Origin of the sequence: Ruegeria sp. HKCCA5463, from assembly GCF_013034175.1 — a bacterium.
Lineage (GTDB): Bacteria > Pseudomonadota > Alphaproteobacteria > Rhodobacterales > Rhodobacteraceae > Ruegeria.
Window position 1 is genome coordinate 1 of sequence record NZ_WQFL01000002.1, and the last position, 17,176, is coordinate 17,176.

Genomic DNA, 17,176 nt, shown 5'->3' on the forward strand with positions numbered 1-17,176 from the left:
CGTCAGGCCGTCTCTCCGACCCGTCAGCACCGCCTCAGCAGCGCCGGTGAAGGGGTATTTACGGATTAGGTCTGAGACCTGCAACCCCCATTTTCAAAAAACTTTGCATTTCGCGTCGTTTTCTTGTGTTTGTTAACCAAAACAATAAGTTAACTTAACAAATCAAGAACTCCATGCCGCCTGGAACGTGCGGATATCCCAAGAAGGAACCACAAAACTTGCCCTTGCGGGGGAATCGAGCGGTTCGGCAGACAGAAACGACCTGCAAAACCTATCTGCACCTTTCGTGCAGCCCGGACCCGCCCATCAAGAAAAGGCTGGGTCACGCAAGAAACTGACTTTGGGTCACAGTTGTTTTTTTGCTCCGTTAACGCACTCTCACCGGGAAGGTGGTAACTCTGCCCGACCAGTCAAGAAAACGAAATCGTCGCAAGAGGTGCGCAAGACAGCATGGATTTCGACTATATCATCGTCGGCGGCGGTTCGGCCGGTTCTGTTCTGGCCAATCGCCTGAGCGAAGATCCATCCACACGTGTCTGCCTGCTTGAAGCAGGTGGCAGTGGGAAAAGCCTTTTCGTTAGAATGCCTGCCGCTGTTGTGACCGCACTTCCCGGGCGTCCAAGGATCAACAACTGGGCCTTTGAAACGGTCCCGCAGCCTGGTCTGAACGGGCGCAGAGGATATCAACCGCGCGGCAAGGCACTGGGCGGCTCGAGCGCGATCAACGCCATGTTGTATGTAAGAGGTCAGCGGCAGGACTATGATGGCTGGGCCGATCTGGGCTGCGACGGCTGGGACTGGGACAGCGTATTGCCGTATTTCAAACGGGCCGAGAACAATGAGCTTGGCGCAGACAGCGTGCATGGTGACAGCGGGCCGTTGCAGGTTTCACGGCAAAAAGAGCCTCGTCCAATCACCCATGCGTTCATTCAAGCCGCACAGCAGCTGCAACACCGCCATACCGAAGACTTCAACCGGGGTGATAACGAAGGCGTCGGTCTGTATCAGGTTACCCAGTTTCACGACCCGACAAAGAATGGGGAACGGTGTTCCGCGGCAGCTGGTTATCTTTTCCCAGTTTCCGGCCGACCGAACCTGACTGTCATCACGCATGCACATGCCAGCAGGCTGCGCTTTGAGGGCAAGCGCGCAACGGGCGTTGTATACCGGGTGAGAGGCAAGGGCGCAGACATCACCGTTCAGGCGAAGCGCGAAGTCCTGCTGTGCGCAGGGGCCTTGAAAACGCCGCAGCTGCTTCAGGTTTCAGGTGTTGGCGCAAAAAGCGACCTTGAACCGCACGGAATCGCGATTCACCACGAACTGCCTGGCGTGGGACGGAACTTGCAGGATCATCTGGATTTCGCGCTGATCTTCAAAACCAAAGACACCGACAATTTTGGTATCGGCCCGACAGGGGCAGCGCGGTTGTTGCGACATATTCAACGGTGGAACAAGACGGGTGTCTCGATGGCGGCTACGCCATTTGCCGAAGGCGCAGCGTTTCTGAAAACCACCCCCGATCTGGAGCGTCCCGACATTCAGCTGCATTTCACCATCGCTATGGTCGATGATCATGCCCGCAAGCTGCATTACGGGTACGGGTACAGTTGCCATGTTTGCAAGCTGCGGCCGGAAAGTCGGGGGACCGTAGGCCTGAACAGCGCAGACCCCACGGCGGCGCCCGCCATCGATCCGGCGTTTCTGTCAGACAAACGCGATCTGCAAACCATGATCAAAGGCGCGCTAATGGCTCGGGATATCCTCAACGCGCCAGCTTTGGCCAAGTACCGGCACAAAGAACTGTTCGGCACCGATACCGCCCAGACCGATCAGGATTGGGAGAAGCACATCCGCGCCCGCGCCGACACGATCTATCACCCCGTGGGCACCTGCAAAATGGGCGTGGACGAAATGGCGGTCGTCGACCCCCGGCTTCGCGTGCGCGGGCTTGAAGGCCTGCGGGTCGTCGATGCCTCGGTGATGCCGACATTGGTGTCGGGCAATACAAACGCGCCCACGATCATGATAGCCGAAAAAGCGGCGGACATGATCAAAGCGGCGGCGATGTAAGGACGCTACTTGCCTTTCATCAGGGCTTCCAGCCCCACACGGTAATTGGGATAGATCAGATCAATACCCAGTTCTTCCTTGATCCGGTCGTTTCGAACCCGCTTGTTTTCGTTGTAGAAACTGCGCGCCATCGGCGTCAGATCGGCGTCGTCGAACCGGACCGCAGGAGGCAGGGGCAAACCCTGCAACTCGGCTGCGTATCCTATGACATCCTGCGGCGGGACCGGTTCGTCGTCACATACATTGTAGATGCTTCCCGGATTCGGCTTCATCATCGAGGCCTCCAAGATCTGCGCGATGTCTTCCACATGAATGCGCGAAAACACCTGCCCCGGTTTGATAATGCGCCGCAATCCACCACGCTTGAGCTTGGAAAACGGACCGCGCCCCGGCCCATAGATACCCGCCAGACGGAAGATGTGAACAGGCAGGCCCGGAATGGCCGACCATTGCTCCTCGGCCAGCATACGCCATCTTCCGCGCTTGGCGGTCGGTGTGGGCGGCGTGTCCTCATCCACCCAGCCACCCTGATGGTCGCCATAGACGGCCGTTGTCGACAAGTAGCCCACCCAATCGAACTGACTGGACCGCTTGGTAATTTCATCGCCCAGCGCCGCCAGCACAGGATCACCCGCTTCATCTGGCGCCGTCGAGATCAGCAAATGGGTCACCCCATCAAGGTTCAGTGCATCACCCGGCCAGATCAGCGGCTCGGCGCCAGAGACCCGGATTGCACCCGTCCCTTCAAGGTCTCGCGTCGTGCCAAAAATTTTCCAGCCCTTAGGGGCAAGTTTTCGGGACAGGGCCTGGGCAGAATAGCCATGGCCGAATGAAAAGAGCGTCTTGGTCATGCCCCTTTGATGATCTGCGTCGTACCGGGATGCAAGCGCCGCATGGACGCACTTGAATCGAATCTTCGATTGCGCCTTTCTGTTGGCCATGATCAAAAAAACACCTGACCTGCATTCGGCCTATGCGCTGAGTTCTCCGGACGAGAACAGACAGCTCTATGCGGAATGGGCAGGAGATTATGATGACAGTTTCGCCGCGCGCGAAGATTATCAGCTTCACACCCACACGGCACGGGCATTTGTCGGCGCGGGCGGTCAGGGGCCCGTTCTGGATGTCGGAGCAGGAACCGGCCTGTGCGGCGCGGTTCTGTCGGCGCTTGGCGTCGGACCCATTGATGCAACCGACATTAGCGCAGAGATGCTGGATCAGGCGATGAGCAAGGACATTTACCGGGACGTGATCGAAGCGGACCTGACCCGAGGCATTCCGGTGCCCCGTGAAAGCTATTCCGGCATCGTCTCTTCCGGGACCTTCACCCACGGCCATCTCGGCCCCGAGGTCTTTCCCGCGCTTTTGCGTGTCGCACGGCCTGGTGCGCAGTTCGCTCTTTCGATCAATGCCCGTCATTTCGAAAAATTGGGTTTCGCAGAAAAACTGCGTCAATTGGAACAGGGTCAAATTCGAAATCTGACCCTGCCCGAAGTTCGCATTTATGGCGATCTTGCTGCTGGCCCCAACAAAGACGACACGGCGTTCATTGCTTTGTTTGAGCGGGTTTAAACTAAGGCAATCACGCCGAAACCATCAGGTGTACATCTGCTTTTTGTACGCGCGCGTACGCGTTGTCGCCTCAGCCGAGCCATCGTGGTAGGTGCCGAACCACTTGTCGAACGGGATTTCGGACGTGCCGTAGTTGCACTCGAAATACCTGTGATGAAGCTGGTGGAAGAAATCCCCAGCTCGCGCAGCTTCGGTTTCGCCAGCTTTCAGTTTTTCGAACCCTGAATGGGACAGAACCGGGCTGATCTGCTGGAATGAACTGTGAAACAGCAGATGCAGCGGATGAGACGGCACAATCAGGTGGATGAAGTAGGTGGTGAAATACAGCAGGTTTTCATACCAGTGGTTCGAAATCCCAGACCAGGGCCCGATATTGACATTGCGGTGATGCACGGCGTGGACGTGTTTGTAGATCTTTGGGTGATGCTCTAGCCGGTGCACCCAGTAAAAGTGCAGGCCAGACCACATCGGGATGAACATCATCCAGACCACAAACCAAACCGGAGCTTCAGCCCAGGTGATCGTCGGCGCCCAGCCGTTGGCCATCGCCCAGTAGATGATCCACTGGTAAACAGTGGCAACCGTCATGGCGCTGCCCAGCGTCCACCAGATATTGTCCCAAACCTGATTGCGGAAAGTAAACGTTCCGTTGTTCCGTGTCAGATCCCGGCGGTCGAACTTTTTATACATGCCCTGCCCTTTTTGCATGTAAAGCCACCAATGCAGCCCCCCAGCCACCAGGATTTGCGGCACCATGTTCAACAGCCAGATCCGGAACATCCAGCCGGGGGCAAAGCTCTGCATCGTCTCTAATGCAGGGAAAAAGAAGGCATAGGCAATTATCGCCAGAACCATGCACAAGGTCAGGGACGTGATCTGCGACCACGCGCCGCTGTACCATTTCAGCACTGCCGCGGGGCGCGGTGGCCAGCTGAACAAAGGGTTCAGACCCACGGGACCTTCGGGGTGATAGTGCCAGCGGGCGGTTTCGGGATCCGGGGCGATATCCGTCATGATGCTCTCTTTGGGATGTGCAGTCAGGTTGCGTAGTCTGATTCCTCTGCGTCGAGAATCGCCTTGATCTCACGCAGGTGCGCCTCGGCCTGATCGGGATAGTCATCCAGCTCAAGCGCTGTTTTTTCGGCAATCTCATCCGACAAGACACGCAGGGGCCGCCCGGTCTGCAAGGCACGAATGTAGGTTTCGGCCGCGCGTTCGAAATAATACAGCCTGTTGAAGGTATCCGCAGGGTCGCTGCCGATGACCAGAACACCGTGATTGCCCATGATCATGACCTTCTTCCTGGGATCGGACAGCATCCCTGCGCAGCGCTCACCCTCGCTTTCAAAGGCCAGACCTCCGAATTCTTCATCTACCACGTAGCGGTTGTAAAAGGTCGCCGTGTTCTGATCGATCGGCGGCAATGAACTGTCGGCCAAAGCCGCCAGAACAGTCGCAAAGATCGAATGCACATGCATGACGCAACGCGCATGCGGGCAGTGGCGGTGGATTGAGCCGTGCAGCCCCCAGGCCGTCGGGTCCGGCGCGCCAGGTTGTTCCATCACATTCGGGTCATTGGCATCCAGCAACAATAGATCCGAGGCACGAATGCGCGCGAAGTGCACCTGATTGGGGTTCATCAGAAACTGCGTGCCGTCATCATTCACCGCCAGGCTGAAATGGTTGGCAACCGCCTCATGCATGTTCAACCGGGCCGTCCAGCGGAAGGTGGCAGCCATATCCACGCGCTCGGTCCAATGATCGATATTGGGACGAAGACTGGTGAGGCTCATGCTTGGCTCCTTTCGCGGCTGGTCGAGGCTAAACCTGCATGGGGTCCGGCAGTTTGACCAACGAAAAAAACGCAACTATCCCATTAGCTGAACTTATGCCGAGGTTATGTAGATGCAGAACTCGCTTCCTCCGCTGGGCTGGTTGCGCACTTTCGAAGCCGCCGCGCGCCATCTCTCGTTTACCGGCGCGGCACGAGACCTGAACATGACGCAAAGCGCCGTCAGCCAGCAGATTAAATCTCTGGAAGGGCATCTGGGGCAGCCACTGTTTCTGCGCCGCCCCAAAGCTCTGGAACTGACCGAGGCCGGAATCACCTATTTGCCAGTTGTGCGAGAGGCATTCCGGACACTGATGCGCGGAACCCGGGCGGTTACCGGTGCGCAACCAAACGCGGTTCAAGTGCAATGCAACATCAGCTTTGCCGTCAACTGGCTGGCCCCGCGCCTGCCGGCGTTTCGGGCGGAACATCCACATGTTCAATTGAACGTCTTCACCGAGCTTTGGGAACCGCGCGAAATGGCCGAAGGCGCAGCGGTCGAGATTCGGTTCTCGCTCCGCCCGTCCGACACGGTCCGAACTGAAATTCTGCGTACCGAACACTATTATCCGGTCTGCGCACCAGATTATCCGGTATGCTTGGAAAACCTTCAGGAACAGCCACTTTTCGACTGCTACAACCTGCTGTCCAACTGGCCAAGTTGGGCGGAAGATCAGGGTCTGAATTGGGGAAATCCGCCGATAACCTACGCGACGACCTATCTGGTTTGCCTGTCAGCGGTCATGGCTGGTGGTGGTCTTTGCCTGGCACATGACACGATCGCCAGTCATCTGATCAAGCGCGGTCAGCTGGTCGCGCCGTTCAAGCACCGTGCGCGAATGCCCGAGTCCTACTATCTGCTGCTGTCGCCGCAGGCCGAGGACACACCCGGCGCCGTGGCCTTTGCCAACTGGGTGCGGCGTGAGATCGGGTCTGAGGTGTAATGGGAAACGCGCGCGCCAGAACCGAAAGACGTGCCCAACATGTATGAGGAATCCCCAAGACCGAAGAACCGGGGTTGCGCCCGCTGACGCATTCGTGAAAGTTGAGCCATGGAATACACACCTTTCCCAAGCTGGCCCGATGTCGCCCCCAAATTGATCGCAGTTGCAGCCGGACGCGAGGCGGCGGACATGGTCATTCAGGGCGGAACCTGGGTGAACGTACACAGCCGCGAATTGCTGCCGGGTCATTCTGTGGCGATTGCTGCCGGGCGCATAGCATTCGTCGGACCGGATGCCTCGCATTGCGTGGGTCTGGATACGGAAATCATCGAAGCACAAGGGCGCTACATCCTGCCCGGCTTGTGTGATGCGCATATGCATATCGAATCCGGAATGCTCACCCCAGCCGAATTTGCCCGTGCCGTCATCCCGCATGGAACCACCAGCATGTTCACCGATCCGCATGAGATCGCCAATGTGCTGGGTCTGGACGGCGTGCGCATGATGCATGACGAAGCCATGATGCAACCGGTCAATATTTTCACCCAGATGCCATCCTGCGCGCCATCCGCACCGGGGTTGGAAACGACGGGCTATGAGATCACGCCCGAAGACGTGGCCGAGGCGATGAACTGGCCGGGTATCATCGGACTGGGCGAGATGATGAATTTCCCGGGCGTGATCCATGGTGATCCCAAGATGCTGGCCGAGATAGCCGCCACTCAACGGGCCGGAAAAACGGTCGGAGGGCACTATGCTTCGCCTGATTTAGGACCTGATTTTGCGGCTTACGTGGCGGGTGGCCCGGCGGATGATCACGAAGGCACATGCGAGGCCGACGCCATTGCACGGGTTCGGCAGGGGATGCGCTCGATGATGCGTCTGGGATCGGCCTGGTATGATGTGGAAAGCCAGATTACGGCCGTGACAGAAAAAGGGCTGGATCCGCGCAACTTCATTCTTTGTACAGATGACTGTCATTCCGGCACATTGGTGAATGACGGGCATATGAACCGCGTCGTGCGCCATGCCATTGCTTGCGGATGCGACCCCCTGGTCGCGCTGCAAATGGCGACGATCAACACGGCGACGCATTTCGGGCTGGAACGCGAGATCGGTTCCGTCACTCCGGGGCGGCGGGCGGATATCATCCTCAGCTCGGATCTGACCGAACTGCCGGTTGAGATCGTGATAGCCCGCGGGCAGGTTGTTGCGGAAAACGGGGCAATCAAAGTGGATTGTCCACATCTGAACTGGCCCGAAAAATCGCGCAATACCGTTCATCTGGGGCATGCGCTGACGTCGGCCGATTTTGAGATCAAGGCACCGGAAGGGGCCAACAAAGTTCAGGCCAACGTCATCGGCGTGGTGGAAAACCAGGCCCCGACCAAGGCATTGAAGGCCGAATTGCCGATCATTGGCGGGCTCGTCGAGGGCGAAGGCGAAGTGTGCCAGATCGCGCTGGTCGAGCGGCACCAGGCCACCGGGGGCGTCACCAACGCTTTTGTTTCGGGCTTTGGCTATCAGGGAAAAATGGCCATGGCCTCGACCGTGGCGCATGACAGTCATCACATGATCGTCGTGGGTACGGACCGGGATCAGATGGCGCTGGCCGCCAACCGTCTGGCCGAAGTGGGCGGTGGCATCACCTTGTTCCGAGACGGGCAGGAACTGGCACTGGTCGAGCTGCCCATCGCAGGCCTGATGTCCGACAGCCCCGCCGCCGAAGTTGCGGCCAAGGCCGACAGGATGGTGCAGGCGATGCAGGACTGCGGCTGTCATCTGAACAACGCGTACATGCAGCATTCATTGCTGGCGCTGGTCGTGATTCCCGAACTTCGAATATCGGATCTCGGGTTGGTCGACGTACGCACATTCGAAAAAATAGAACTTCTGGAACCATTGGCATGACCACACTCCTGACACCGCAAGCACCCGCGCCAGAACAGTTTACCGATCCCGCCGCCGCTGTTGCACGGTTGGAAGAGCTGTATGTGCAGGCCACCGATTTCCTGTGCGACAGCTTTGCGGACGCCATGGAAAATGGGGCACCTGCCGCACGATTCAGAGCCTATTATCCGGAAATTCGCATCAAAACCTCGACCTATGCCCAAGTCGACAGCCGCCTGAGCTTTGGTCATGTGTCTGAACCTGGCGTTCATGCCACGACGGTGACGCGCCCAGATCTGTTCAGATCCTACCTGACCCAACAGATCGCCCTGTTGATCAAGAACCATGGTCAGCCTGTAACAATTGCGGCGTCGGACACGCCGATTCCGGTGCATTTTGCCGTGGCAAACAATCCCGATCTGGTCGTGCCTCATCAGGGCGCAGCCGACTTCACCCTGCGCGATGTGTTTGATGTTCCGGACCTGACAACCACCAATGATGACATCGTCAATGGCGTGCATGACCATGAAGATGCCGTTGGACCCTTGTCCCTTTTCACCGCCCAGCGCGTGGATTATTCGCTTGCCAGATTGGCACACTACACCGCCACCGACGCTGGTCACTTTCAGAATCACGTGTTGTTTACGAACTACCAGTTCTATGTCTCGGAATTCGAAAACTACGCCCGAGAACAATTGGCGGACCCTGCCAGCGGCTATACCAGCTTTGTTTCAACCGGCAATGCCGAGATAACGGACCCCAAGGCACCTATCGAACAACCGCTGAAACTGCCGCAAATGCCGACCTATCACCTGAAGCGCAAAGATGGTTCGGGAATTACTTTGGTGAACATCGGTGTTGGCCCATCCAATGCAAAAACCGCCACCGACCATATTGCCGTTCTGCGCCCGCACGCGTGGCTGATGGTTGGCCATTGCGCCGGGTTGCGCAATACGCAGGCATTGGGCGATTTCGTTCTGGCCCACGCCTATCTGCGCGAAGACAAGGTCCTGGATGACGATCTGCCTGTCTGGGTGCCGATCCCGCCTCTGGCCGAAGTTCAGGTGGCGCTGGAACACGCCGTGGCCGAGGTGACGAAACTGGAAGGGTATGAGCTGAAACGGATCATGCGGACCGGCACCGTGGCTTCGGTCGACAACCGAAACTGGGAACTGCGCGATCAGTCCGGCCCGGTCCAGCGCCTCAGCCAATCCCGGGCAATCGCGCTGGATATGGAAAGTGCCACCATTGCCGCAAACGGCTATCGGTTCCGCGTTCCGTACGGCACTTTGCTGTGCGTGTCGGACAAACCCCTGCACGGAGAATTGAAGCTGCCAGGCATGGCGTCTTCGTTCTATACCACTCAGGTCAGCCGACATCTGGCCATCGGCATCAAGGCGATGGAGCATCTGCGCGGCATGCCGTTGGAGCGTTTGCACAGCCGGAAACTGCGCTCCTTCGACGAAACGGCCTTCCTCTGACGCAAAAAAGCAACGTTTTCCCCATATTTTTAGGGGTTTCAGCGCTACTATTCGTTGTGTTTGGCCACAATATCCCGTTACAGTTACGCGGTGAGGCCCTATAGATCGGGCACGTTAAGGAGACCAAGAAATGGCAAAGCCTATGACAAAGACTCAGCTGGTTGCTGCTCTCGCTGAGGAAATGGGAACCGACAAGAAATCCGCAAACTCCGCGCTGGAGGCCATCACCGGCCTGATTACCCGCGAAGTTTCGGCCGGTGGCGCAGTGACCCTGCCCGGCGTCGGCAAAATCTACTGCCGCGAGCGGCCCGAGCGTCAGGTCCGTAACCCGGCCACTGGTGAAACCTTCACCAAAGAGGCCGACAAGGTTGTGAAAATGACCATCGCCAAAGCGCTGAAAGACAGCGTGAACGGCTGATTTCAGCTTTTCAGGACAACGATAAAGGGCCGCCTTCGGGGGGCCCTTTTTCTATCGTCTCGAATATGTTGTGCCTGCCGGGTTTGAACCCGCTTCGCACAGCATGTTTCGGCCCGGATATTCGCCACCCAAGTGAAAATGCGCCTTCAGGGTCAGAGAACTGGCAAAATCTTGCCGTGCGTTGACGGGCCTCTTTTCAAGGCTTGTCCGATCACCTTACAACTTCGTCAATCTTCGAACCGGCAATGAAGCATTTTGCAAAACAGCGTCTGTAGAAAGAAAAAGACTTGGCCGCGCTTGTCCGGCAGCACCCGTTCCGCGATTGCGGTGGGTCTTATCACTCTTGTCTCTGCCTGCGCGCAAAACACCACCAATGAAAATCTCGACCCTGAACGTCAGTTGATGGCGTTGCAAGAGGTCTCGAAAAAGCGGGCCAGAGGGCAAAGAGTATGGTGCGTGCCCTACGCCCGAGACCTCAGCGGTATTGAAATTCGCGGCAACGCGAAGGACTGGTGGGGAAGGGCGCAGCAAGTGTTCGAGCGCGGCAAGGAACCGGTTGTTGGTGCGGTTATGTCGTTTCGGGCGACCCGCGGAATGCCCCTGGGCCATGTGGCTGTCGTATCCGATATCGTCACCGACCGAGAAGTCATCGTGAATCATGCCAACTGGCACCGAAACAAGGTGTCGTTGAAGATGGGCGTCAAGGATGTCTCAAAAAACAATGACTGGACGTTGGTTCGGGTTGAAAGCCAACCGGGCCGCTACGGCAATCCCTACCCGGTAAACGGGTTCATCTATCCGGCGGTTGACGAGTAGCCTTGCCCAACTTCATTTCACGGGCGGGTTGATTGCAACGCGGGCAACATTCCTTTTGATCGTACCGTAAAGGCAGCCGCCGCCCGGGTTGGGATGTCGCGCGTCTGAAAAGACCGCAGATTGTCCAAAGCTGCGATATTGTCGGTAAAAAACGGGCAGCAGAGGTGCCCGTTTCTGTTCCGTGTCTCTGGTCCGGTCAGTGGACCGTTTCAACCTTGTGGAAGTCCAGATCACGATCTTCTGGCATCGAGTCGATGCTCAATACCTCCTGGCGTTTGGTGATCAGGATATAGACGACACAAGCCAGATACAGTCCAACTACGACCGCTCCGATCCACTGGATTTGCAGCCACTGGCTTTGGAACAGCAGGGTCAGGACAAACAGCAGTGCGACGTTGCCCGCCACATAGATCGCCTTTCCGAACCGCTCGACGGTCAGGTTCAGGTTGTCGGTGTACAGACGGATCAGCGAGTCCAGAGAGTTGATCACGAACGTTACACCTACGATCACCATCGCAATGTTGGTGATGCCAGCGGTACTGATGCCGTTCAGGTGGTAATAATAAAGTACAGTGAACCAGATCCCCAGCGGGATCGACGGGAAGATCAACAGCGCGGCCAGCAACTGCCACGTGGTCAGACCACCCACAAAGCGCGACGTAAACTGTCCGATCATGATCGACCATGCAAACCACCAGAACAGGTAGAACGCGTGATAGTCGGTCAATGGCAGGACGAACTTGTGCAGGTTGGCGAAATAGGCGCCGATATTGCTGCCGGTTTCCACGAACCCGGTCACGCCCATACCTGCGGCTGCCCACATGCCCAGAATCAGGGCAAGGAACAGAAAGGTCGAACCGACGGACAGGATGCGAACGTATTTCAGATCGGTCGAGGAATAGGCCGCCGCCAGAATGACGACAAACACGATGATGTAGAAGGTGGTAACGACGGATTCACCATCTCCGACCTCGGGCAGATAGCCGGGCAGGTAGATCAGAAACAGGCTGGCGGTGAAGGCGCATGTGCCAATGATCACCACGTTGTTGATCAGCTTGACCAGCGGGATCTCAAAGAACTTCACGCGGGGTTCTATCACGCAGAAGTAGAAGGCCGTCAGGAAATAGAAGGCCCAGATCAGAAAACCCCAGAATCCGAATTCGATCGCCAGCGGGTTGGCAAAGGCATAGGCCGGATCCTCGGCGTATCCTCCGAATTCGGTCAGTGGAAACATGATCAGGCCGACATCCAGGCCGGATGTGAACAGAATCGCGATGAACGTGAACAGATGAACCGGTGTCACGCCGACACAGCGCAGGTTCCACCATTTCACGACGAAGAATGCGACCAGCCCCAATGCCAGCAGGACGCCGAACGATAGAATGTACTCCAGAAGCACCGACAAACCTCCCTTGATATGTCAGGTCCTGCCGCCGATATCTTTAATTGGCCAGTCAATCAATAAAATCATGCGCAAGACTTTTCTTGCATCACGCATGTGTCTTTTTTGACGCGCACCGCTTGCGACCGATCCCAAAATCAGGAACAGTCCGCGCAAAGTGACAGGGGGTCTCCATGGATCTGCGCGCCATAGCCATGGGGCTGACATTTGCCCTGATCTGGTCATCTGCCTTTACCTCGGCGCGTATTATCGTGGCGGATGCGTCCCCTCTGTTTTCGCTGGCCTTGAGGTTTCTGATCTCCGGTGTTCTGGGAGTCATGATTGCTCGCGCGATGGGGCAAAGCTGGCACCTGACCCGAAACCAATGGCGCGCAACGATATTGTTCGGGATCTGCCAAAATGCCCTTTATTTGGGTCTAAATTTCTATGCGATGCAAACGGTCGAGGCTTCGGTCGCGGCCATAATCGCATCCACCATGCCCTTGTTGGTGGCGCTGGCGGGGTGGTTGATTTTCGGCGAAAAGCTGCGGCCACTGGGTGTTTTGGGTCTGTTCGCCGGTTTCGCCGGAGTCGCCCTTATCATGAGCAGCCGGATCAGCGCGGGCGTTGATATGTTCGGGGTCGCGCTTTGCGGTTTGGGTGCTCTTGCCTTGACCTTTGCAACCTTGGCCGTTCGCGGTGCAACATCCGGCGGGAACTTCATGATGGTCGTTGGCTTGCAGATGTTGGTTGGTTCAGCCGCGCTGTTTGCGGCTGCTCCGGTCTTTGAAACCATCTACATCCACCCGACGCTGCCACTGGCGCTGGCCTTTACCTACACGACTCTTTTCCCCGGATTGCTGGCGACACTGATCTGGTTCCTGCTGTTGGACCGAATCGGAGCCGTTCGGGCCGCCACCTTCCACTTTTTGAACCCCGTGTTCGGGGTCACCATCGCGGCGATCCTGCTGGGCGAGAAGCTAGGCGCCATGGATGCGGTTGGCGTCACGGTTACAACCCTTGGCATTCTTGCGGTTCAGCTTTCACGCCAGCCCGCTCAGGGCAGCAGGGCTTCGACCTGAGACAGCAGTTTGCGGGAATCGGGTTTTACATTTGACCCGAAAGTCGCCGCGACTTCACCCTCAGGATCGATCAGGATTTTGTTGAAGTTCCACTTGGGCGTGAACCCGGTCTGCGCGGCAACGGCCTTGTAGAACGGGTGAGCGTCAGCCCCTTTGACCGGAGTGATATCCGTCATCGGCAGGGTCAGCCCATAGTTCATCTCGCAGAACTGTTTCACCTCTTCCGCGGACCCAAGTTCCTGATTGAACGAATCCGACGGAACCGCAAGAACGACCAGCCCCTTGCCGGAATAGGCCTCATGCACCTTTTGCAGAGCCTTGTATTGCCCGGTAAACCCACATTGTGACGCGGTGTTGACCACCAGGATGGGTTGGCCGCGCCACTCTTCGATGGCCAATGTGCCTCCGTCGATCGAGTCGAACTCACCGGTCAGCGGTGCCGCCTGAACGGCGCGGCCCAGCAAGATCAGGGCAGTCAAAAGCAGCAATCTCATCATGTCTTGTCCTCCCTTTAACTCAGATACGCGTGACTCTGTTGTTCAGATCACTTGCACGACTGCGAGAGCGGTTTGAAATATCGCTTTGCTTTCCACCCCGCAGCCCCCAGATAATGGCGCAAACACTATTTCAGCCGGAGGATCCATGACTCGCTATACCAAAGACCCCACGGCCATTGCTGCGCTTTCGCCCGAAGAGTTTCACGTCACCCAGCGCAGTGGTACAGAACGTCCGGGCACCGGGAAATACCTGAACAACAAGGAACCCGGTATTTATGTGGATATCGTATCGGGTGAACCGCTGTTTGCCTCGACCCACAAATACGAATCCGGGTGCGGCTGGCCCAGTTTCACCAAGCCGATCGTGCACGAACATGTCGAAGAGTTCCGCGATACCACGCATGGCATGATCCGGACCGAGGTTCGTTCGAAACACGGCGACAGCCATCTGGGGCATGTCTTCCCGGACGGTCCACGTGAACATGGCGGTTTGCGGTACTGCATCAACTCTGCCTCGCTTCGGTTCATTCATCGGGATGAGATGGAAGCCGAAGGTTATGGCGAATACCTGATTCATGTGGAGGAAATCTGATGAACGAGCAACGCGCTGTACTGGCCGGGGGCTGCTTCTGGGGGATGCAGGACCTGATCCGCAAACTGCCGGGCGTGTCACGTACGCGTGTCGGCTATACCGGCGGTGACGTGCCCAACGCGACCTATCGCAATCACGGCACCCACGCGGAAGGGATCGAGATCTGGTTCGATCAGTCTCGGATCAGCTATCGCGACCTGCTGGAATTCTTCTTTCAGATCCATGACCCGACCACGGTCAACCGTCAGGGCAACGATATCGGCATGAGCTATCGATCTGCGATCTACTACGTGGATGACTCGCAGAAACAGGTGGCCCTGGACACCATCGCCGACGTGAATGCCAGCGGCTTGTGGCCCGGAAAAGTCGTGACCGAGGTCGAACCTGTCGGAGAGTTCTGGGAAGCCGAACCAGAGCATCAGGATTATCTGGAGCGGATTCCGAACGGCTATACCTGCCACTTCCCGCGTCAGGATTGGGTCCTGCCCAAACGCTCAAGCGCAGCAGAATAAAGCACCACCTGCCCGGCCCCTCTGAAGCTTTCAGGGGGGCTAGCCCGCGGCCACCCGTGGACGTCCGCTTGCCTCGACCGTGATCAGGGCCTCGACAAAAACGTCCTTTGCCTCGACTCGCGCGGTTTTGATGTCACGATCCACGATCACGCGAATGTCTTCTGCGCCGGCTTCTCGTACTGCGCCCTCTGCTTCGGACATCAAAACCTTTTCCAACAGGGCCAGAGCGTCCTCTGACGCGGCGAAGTCCTTCGGGCCATCCTCCAGATGCACACGATATCGCCCTTCCGCCGGGGATGTGACGGTGCCCGAGCGACGCAGGGTCAGCCGCCCCACGACAGCACCAATCGCATTTGCCACGCCCGCATGTTCCGGCAGGATCATTCGGCAGTGCAGCCGTTCACCCACCGCAGGGTAATAGCTGGGGGCCGACGCCCCAAGGCCAACCACATCCACATTCAAAGCAGCGCTCAGCGACAGCAACCCACGGTGTTGTGCCAACCCGCGCTGTGTCAGCACATGACGCGCCAAGTCTTGCGAAGGCAGACCAAAACCAACCTGCTCTTCGTCAAAAGCAGCCTCTAACAAGGTCAAACTGGTCTGTTCCGTCAATTGATCCACGATCATCTGGGCCAACGCTTCGGGAGAGTTTGCCAACATATCCCCTGACCCGACCCGTTTGCGTGCCATCAGTTCCAATGCCTTGCGCGCCGCATCGACATCCCAGGCACGAACCCGCCCCAACACGTGGCTGGCATCAGATGGCGTAACCCCAGACACCTGGATGATTCCGCGATCGACCAGGCGCATCAGCGCCCCGTTCTCCATCCGCGAACGCAGCAAGGAGCTCAGGGGCAGAACGCGATCTCCCAGCCTCTCCAGCAGGCTTTCTTCCCGCGCGCCGACTCCTTCAGCATGGATGCCGGGCACGCGGCGGGCAAAACGCGTATCATGCTCGCCCACGGTCGTGGCCCGCAATTGTTCATCCAGTACAGAATGCACAACGTCGGGCGCTTCTGATGCGATCAGCGAAACGGGCAACACGCGACGCGGGCCCAGGAAAACACCGCCCCGCAACCCTTCGGTCGCAACATGAACCTGACTGTCGCCGCCCAGACCGTGGGTTCGCATCGCCACGGCCTCGACCATGGTGCGAAACCCACCCACCTGCGCCCCGGCCGGGTCGATCGCGGGCTTTCCGTCCCGGATAAGTGCGACATCAGTGGTCGTTCCCCCGATGTCCGAGACCAGCGCATTGTCCGCTCCGGTAAGCCATCGCGCCCCGACGATAGAAGCCGCAGGCCCGCTCAGAATAGTCTCGATCGGCCGTTCCCGGGCCTGTTCCGCGCTCATCAGGGCGCCATCCCCGCGCACCACCATCATCGGCGCCGAAATTCCCAGCGCATGCAGTTGATCCTGTGCACGCCCGATCAATCGGTCGATCATCCCGATCAGCCGCGCATTCAGCACAGCCGTCACCGCGCGTTTCGGACCATTGAGCTTGGCGGACAAGTGATGCGAACAGGTCACCGGCGCCCCGGTTCTTTCCGAGATTATGCGCGCCGCTTCCAACTCGTGCGCCGGGTTGCGGGTGGCGAACTGAGCAGCAACCGCAAAGCCGGAAATTCCGTTATGCGAATCCAAAAAGGCCTCAAGCGCTGCGACATCCAAGGCGGCAGCCTGCCCGCCGGAATGGGTATGCCCACCGGCAATCACCAAGGCCGGATCGCCCTTCAGCGCCTCTTTCAGCCCGTGTTTTTCAAGATCACTGTCCTTGAACCCGATATAGATCAACGCGACACGACCACCCTGCCCCTCGACCAGAGCATTCGTGGCCAGCGTCGTCGACAATGACGCCATCGAAATCTGATCCGGCGTAACCTGCGCCTCTGCCAGCACAGACGAGATCGCCTTGCCCACACCAATCGCCAGATCCGCCCGGGTGGTCAGCGACTTGGCCGAGGCGATGACCTCTTTCTCATCCCTGATCAGCACCGCGTCGGTATAGGTCCCGCCCGTATCTACCCCCAAAGACAACGTCATCGGGTCCTCCTGTCTGTTCGCTGCGGATGGGTTTAGCGGTTATGCAC

At 57.9% G+C, this 17,176-nt stretch carries 16 protein-coding genes; 10 read left to right on the top strand and 6 right to left on the bottom strand.

The genetic code is table 11. The features are described from left to right. Positions 1-450: 450 nt before the first annotated feature. Entirely contained in the window at positions 451-2,070 is a 1,620-nt protein-coding gene (locus GOW09_RS06065) for a GMC family oxidoreductase (RefSeq protein WP_171116584.1), read from the top strand. A 5-nt stretch (positions 2,071-2,075) separates the two neighbouring features. Here GOW09_RS06065 and GOW09_RS06070 read toward each other — a convergent pair whose 3' ends face one another. Then, a complete protein-coding gene (locus GOW09_RS06070) occupies positions 2,076-2,921 on the bottom strand; it encodes an SDR family oxidoreductase (RefSeq protein ID WP_171116586.1) in 846 nt (281 codons plus the stop codon). A gap of 88 nt (positions 2,922-3,009) precedes the next feature. On the opposite strand from GOW09_RS06070, the gene GOW09_RS06075 reads away from it, so the two are divergent. Beyond that, entirely contained in the window at positions 3,010-3,642 is a 633-nt protein-coding gene (locus tag GOW09_RS06075) for a class I SAM-dependent methyltransferase (RefSeq protein ID WP_171117250.1), read from the top strand. Positions 3,643-3,666: 24 nt separating this feature from the next. On the opposite strand, the gene GOW09_RS06080 is transcribed toward GOW09_RS06075, so the two are convergent. Then, the gene (locus tag GOW09_RS06080) at positions 3,667-4,656 is read right to left on the bottom strand and encodes a sterol desaturase family protein (RefSeq protein ID WP_171116587.1); all 990 of its coding nucleotides are present in this window, start codon (positions 4,654-4,656) and stop codon (positions 3,667-3,669) included. A 23-nt stretch (positions 4,657-4,679) separates the two neighbouring features. Then, the gene (locus GOW09_RS06085) at positions 4,680-5,435 is read right to left on the bottom strand and encodes a class II aldolase and adducin N-terminal domain-containing protein (protein ID WP_171116590.1); all 756 of its coding nucleotides are present in this window, start codon (positions 5,433-5,435) and stop codon (positions 4,680-4,682) included. A gap of 112 nt (positions 5,436-5,547) precedes the next feature. On the opposite strand from GOW09_RS06085, the gene GOW09_RS06090 reads away from it, so the two are divergent. From GOW09_RS06090 to GOW09_RS06110, 5 genes are all read left to right on the top strand, one after another. After that, entirely contained in the window at positions 5,548-6,417 is an 870-nt protein-coding gene (locus tag GOW09_RS06090; RefSeq protein WP_171116592.1) for a LysR substrate-binding domain-containing protein, read from the top strand. Positions 6,418-6,525: 108 nt separating this feature from the next. Then, entirely contained in the window at positions 6,526-8,328 is a 1,803-nt protein-coding gene (ade, locus tag GOW09_RS06095; RefSeq protein WP_171116594.1) for an adenine deaminase, read from the top strand. Continuing rightward, positions 8,325-9,788, top strand: a complete 1,464-nt coding sequence (locus tag GOW09_RS06100; RefSeq protein WP_152459674.1) for an AMP nucleosidase — start codon at positions 8,325-8,327, stop codon at positions 9,786-9,788. Before ade ends, GOW09_RS06100 begins: the two co-directional genes overlap by 4 nt. Positions 9,789-9,918: 130 nt before the next feature. Then, positions 9,919-10,206, top strand: coding sequence for an HU family DNA-binding protein (locus GOW09_RS06105; RefSeq protein ID WP_117871130.1), 288 nt, complete (start codon positions 9,919-9,921; stop codon positions 10,204-10,206). A gap of 456 nt (positions 10,207-10,662) precedes the next feature. Continuing rightward, positions 10,663-11,022 (top strand): CHAP domain-containing protein, encoded by a 360-nt coding sequence (locus tag GOW09_RS06110; protein ID WP_371808024.1) that lies wholly within the window; start codon positions 10,663-10,665, stop codon positions 11,020-11,022. A 196-nt stretch (positions 11,023-11,218) separates the two neighbouring features. Here GOW09_RS06110 and GOW09_RS06115 read toward each other — a convergent pair whose 3' ends face one another. Further along, positions 11,219-12,415 carry a BCCT family transporter gene (locus GOW09_RS06115; protein WP_171117252.1) on the bottom strand — a complete coding sequence of 399 codons (1,197 nt, stop codon included), beginning with the start codon at positions 12,413-12,415 and terminating at the stop codon, positions 11,219-11,221. 182 nt (positions 12,416-12,597) lie between these two features. Here GOW09_RS06115 and GOW09_RS06120 point away from each other — a divergent pair, with 182 nt between their 5' ends. Beyond that, positions 12,598-13,485 (top strand): DMT family transporter, encoded by an 888-nt coding sequence (locus GOW09_RS06120; RefSeq protein ID WP_171116596.1) that lies wholly within the window; start codon positions 12,598-12,600, stop codon positions 13,483-13,485. Here GOW09_RS06120 and GOW09_RS06125 read toward each other — a convergent pair. Beyond that, positions 13,461-13,982 carry a glutathione peroxidase gene (locus tag GOW09_RS06125; protein ID WP_152459672.1) on the bottom strand — a complete coding sequence of 174 codons (522 nt, stop codon included), beginning with the start codon at positions 13,980-13,982 and terminating at the stop codon, positions 13,461-13,463. The two genes, GOW09_RS06120 and GOW09_RS06125, sit on opposite strands and share 25 nt — an antisense overlap. A 145-nt stretch (positions 13,983-14,127) precedes the next feature. Between GOW09_RS06125 and msrB the strand changes: the two genes are divergently transcribed. Together msrB and msrA are read left to right on the top strand one after the other, a co-directional pair. Continuing rightward, positions 14,128-14,574, top strand: coding sequence for a peptide-methionine (R)-S-oxide reductase MsrB (gene msrB, locus GOW09_RS06130; RefSeq protein ID WP_152459671.1), 447 nt, complete (start codon positions 14,128-14,130; stop codon positions 14,572-14,574). Then, positions 14,574-15,086 (top strand): peptide-methionine (S)-S-oxide reductase MsrA, encoded by a 513-nt coding sequence (gene msrA / locus GOW09_RS06135; RefSeq protein ID WP_171116598.1) that lies wholly within the window; start codon positions 14,574-14,576, stop codon positions 15,084-15,086. The genes msrB and msrA overlap by 1 nt, the downstream gene beginning before the upstream one ends. Positions 15,087-15,125: 39 nt before the next feature. Here msrA and GOW09_RS06140 read toward each other — a convergent pair whose 3' ends face one another. Further along, positions 15,126-17,129, bottom strand: a complete 2,004-nt coding sequence (locus tag GOW09_RS06140) for a hydantoinase/oxoprolinase family protein (RefSeq protein WP_171116601.1) — start codon at positions 17,127-17,129, stop codon at positions 15,126-15,128. Positions 17,130-17,176: the final 47 nt, after the last annotated feature.

Excerpts from the sequence above, each read along its gene's own strand:
- GOW09_RS06065 (WP_171116584.1), top strand. The coding sequence starts at position 451 with ATGGATTTCGACTATATCATCGTCGGCGGCGGTTCGGCCGGTTCTGTT.
- GOW09_RS06070 (WP_171116586.1), bottom strand. The coding sequence starts at position 2,921 with ATGACCAAGACGCTCTTTTCATTCGGCCATGGCTATTCTGCCCAGGCC.
- GOW09_RS06075 (WP_171117250.1), top strand. The coding sequence starts at position 3,010 with ATGATCAAAAAAACACCTGACCTGCATTCGGCCTATGCGCTGAGTTCT.
- GOW09_RS06080 (WP_171116587.1), bottom strand. The coding sequence starts at position 4,656 with ATGACGGATATCGCCCCGGATCCCGAAACCGCCCGCTGGCACTATCAC.
- GOW09_RS06085 (WP_171116590.1), bottom strand. The coding sequence starts at position 5,435 with ATGAGCCTCACCAGTCTTCGTCCCAATATCGATCATTGGACCGAGCGC.
- GOW09_RS06090 (WP_171116592.1), top strand. The coding sequence starts at position 5,548 with ATGCAGAACTCGCTTCCTCCGCTGGGCTGGTTGCGCACTTTCGAAGCC.
- ade (WP_171116594.1), top strand. The coding sequence starts at position 6,526 with ATGGAATACACACCTTTCCCAAGCTGGCCCGATGTCGCCCCCAAATTG.
- GOW09_RS06100 (WP_152459674.1), top strand. The coding sequence starts at position 8,325 with ATGACCACACTCCTGACACCGCAAGCACCCGCGCCAGAACAGTTTACC.
- GOW09_RS06105 (WP_117871130.1), top strand. The coding sequence starts at position 9,919 with ATGGCAAAGCCTATGACAAAGACTCAGCTGGTTGCTGCTCTCGCTGAG.
- GOW09_RS06120 (WP_171116596.1), top strand. The coding sequence starts at position 12,598 with ATGGATCTGCGCGCCATAGCCATGGGGCTGACATTTGCCCTGATCTGG.
- GOW09_RS06125 (WP_152459672.1), bottom strand. The coding sequence starts at position 13,982 with ATGATGAGATTGCTGCTTTTGACTGCCCTGATCTTGCTGGGCCGCGCC.
- msrB (WP_152459671.1), top strand. The coding sequence starts at position 14,128 with ATGACTCGCTATACCAAAGACCCCACGGCCATTGCTGCGCTTTCGCCC.
- msrA (WP_171116598.1), top strand. The coding sequence starts at position 14,574 with ATGAACGAGCAACGCGCTGTACTGGCCGGGGGCTGCTTCTGGGGGATG.
- GOW09_RS06140 (WP_171116601.1), bottom strand. The coding sequence starts at position 17,129 with ATGACGTTGTCTTTGGGGGTAGATACGGGCGGGACCTATACCGACGCG.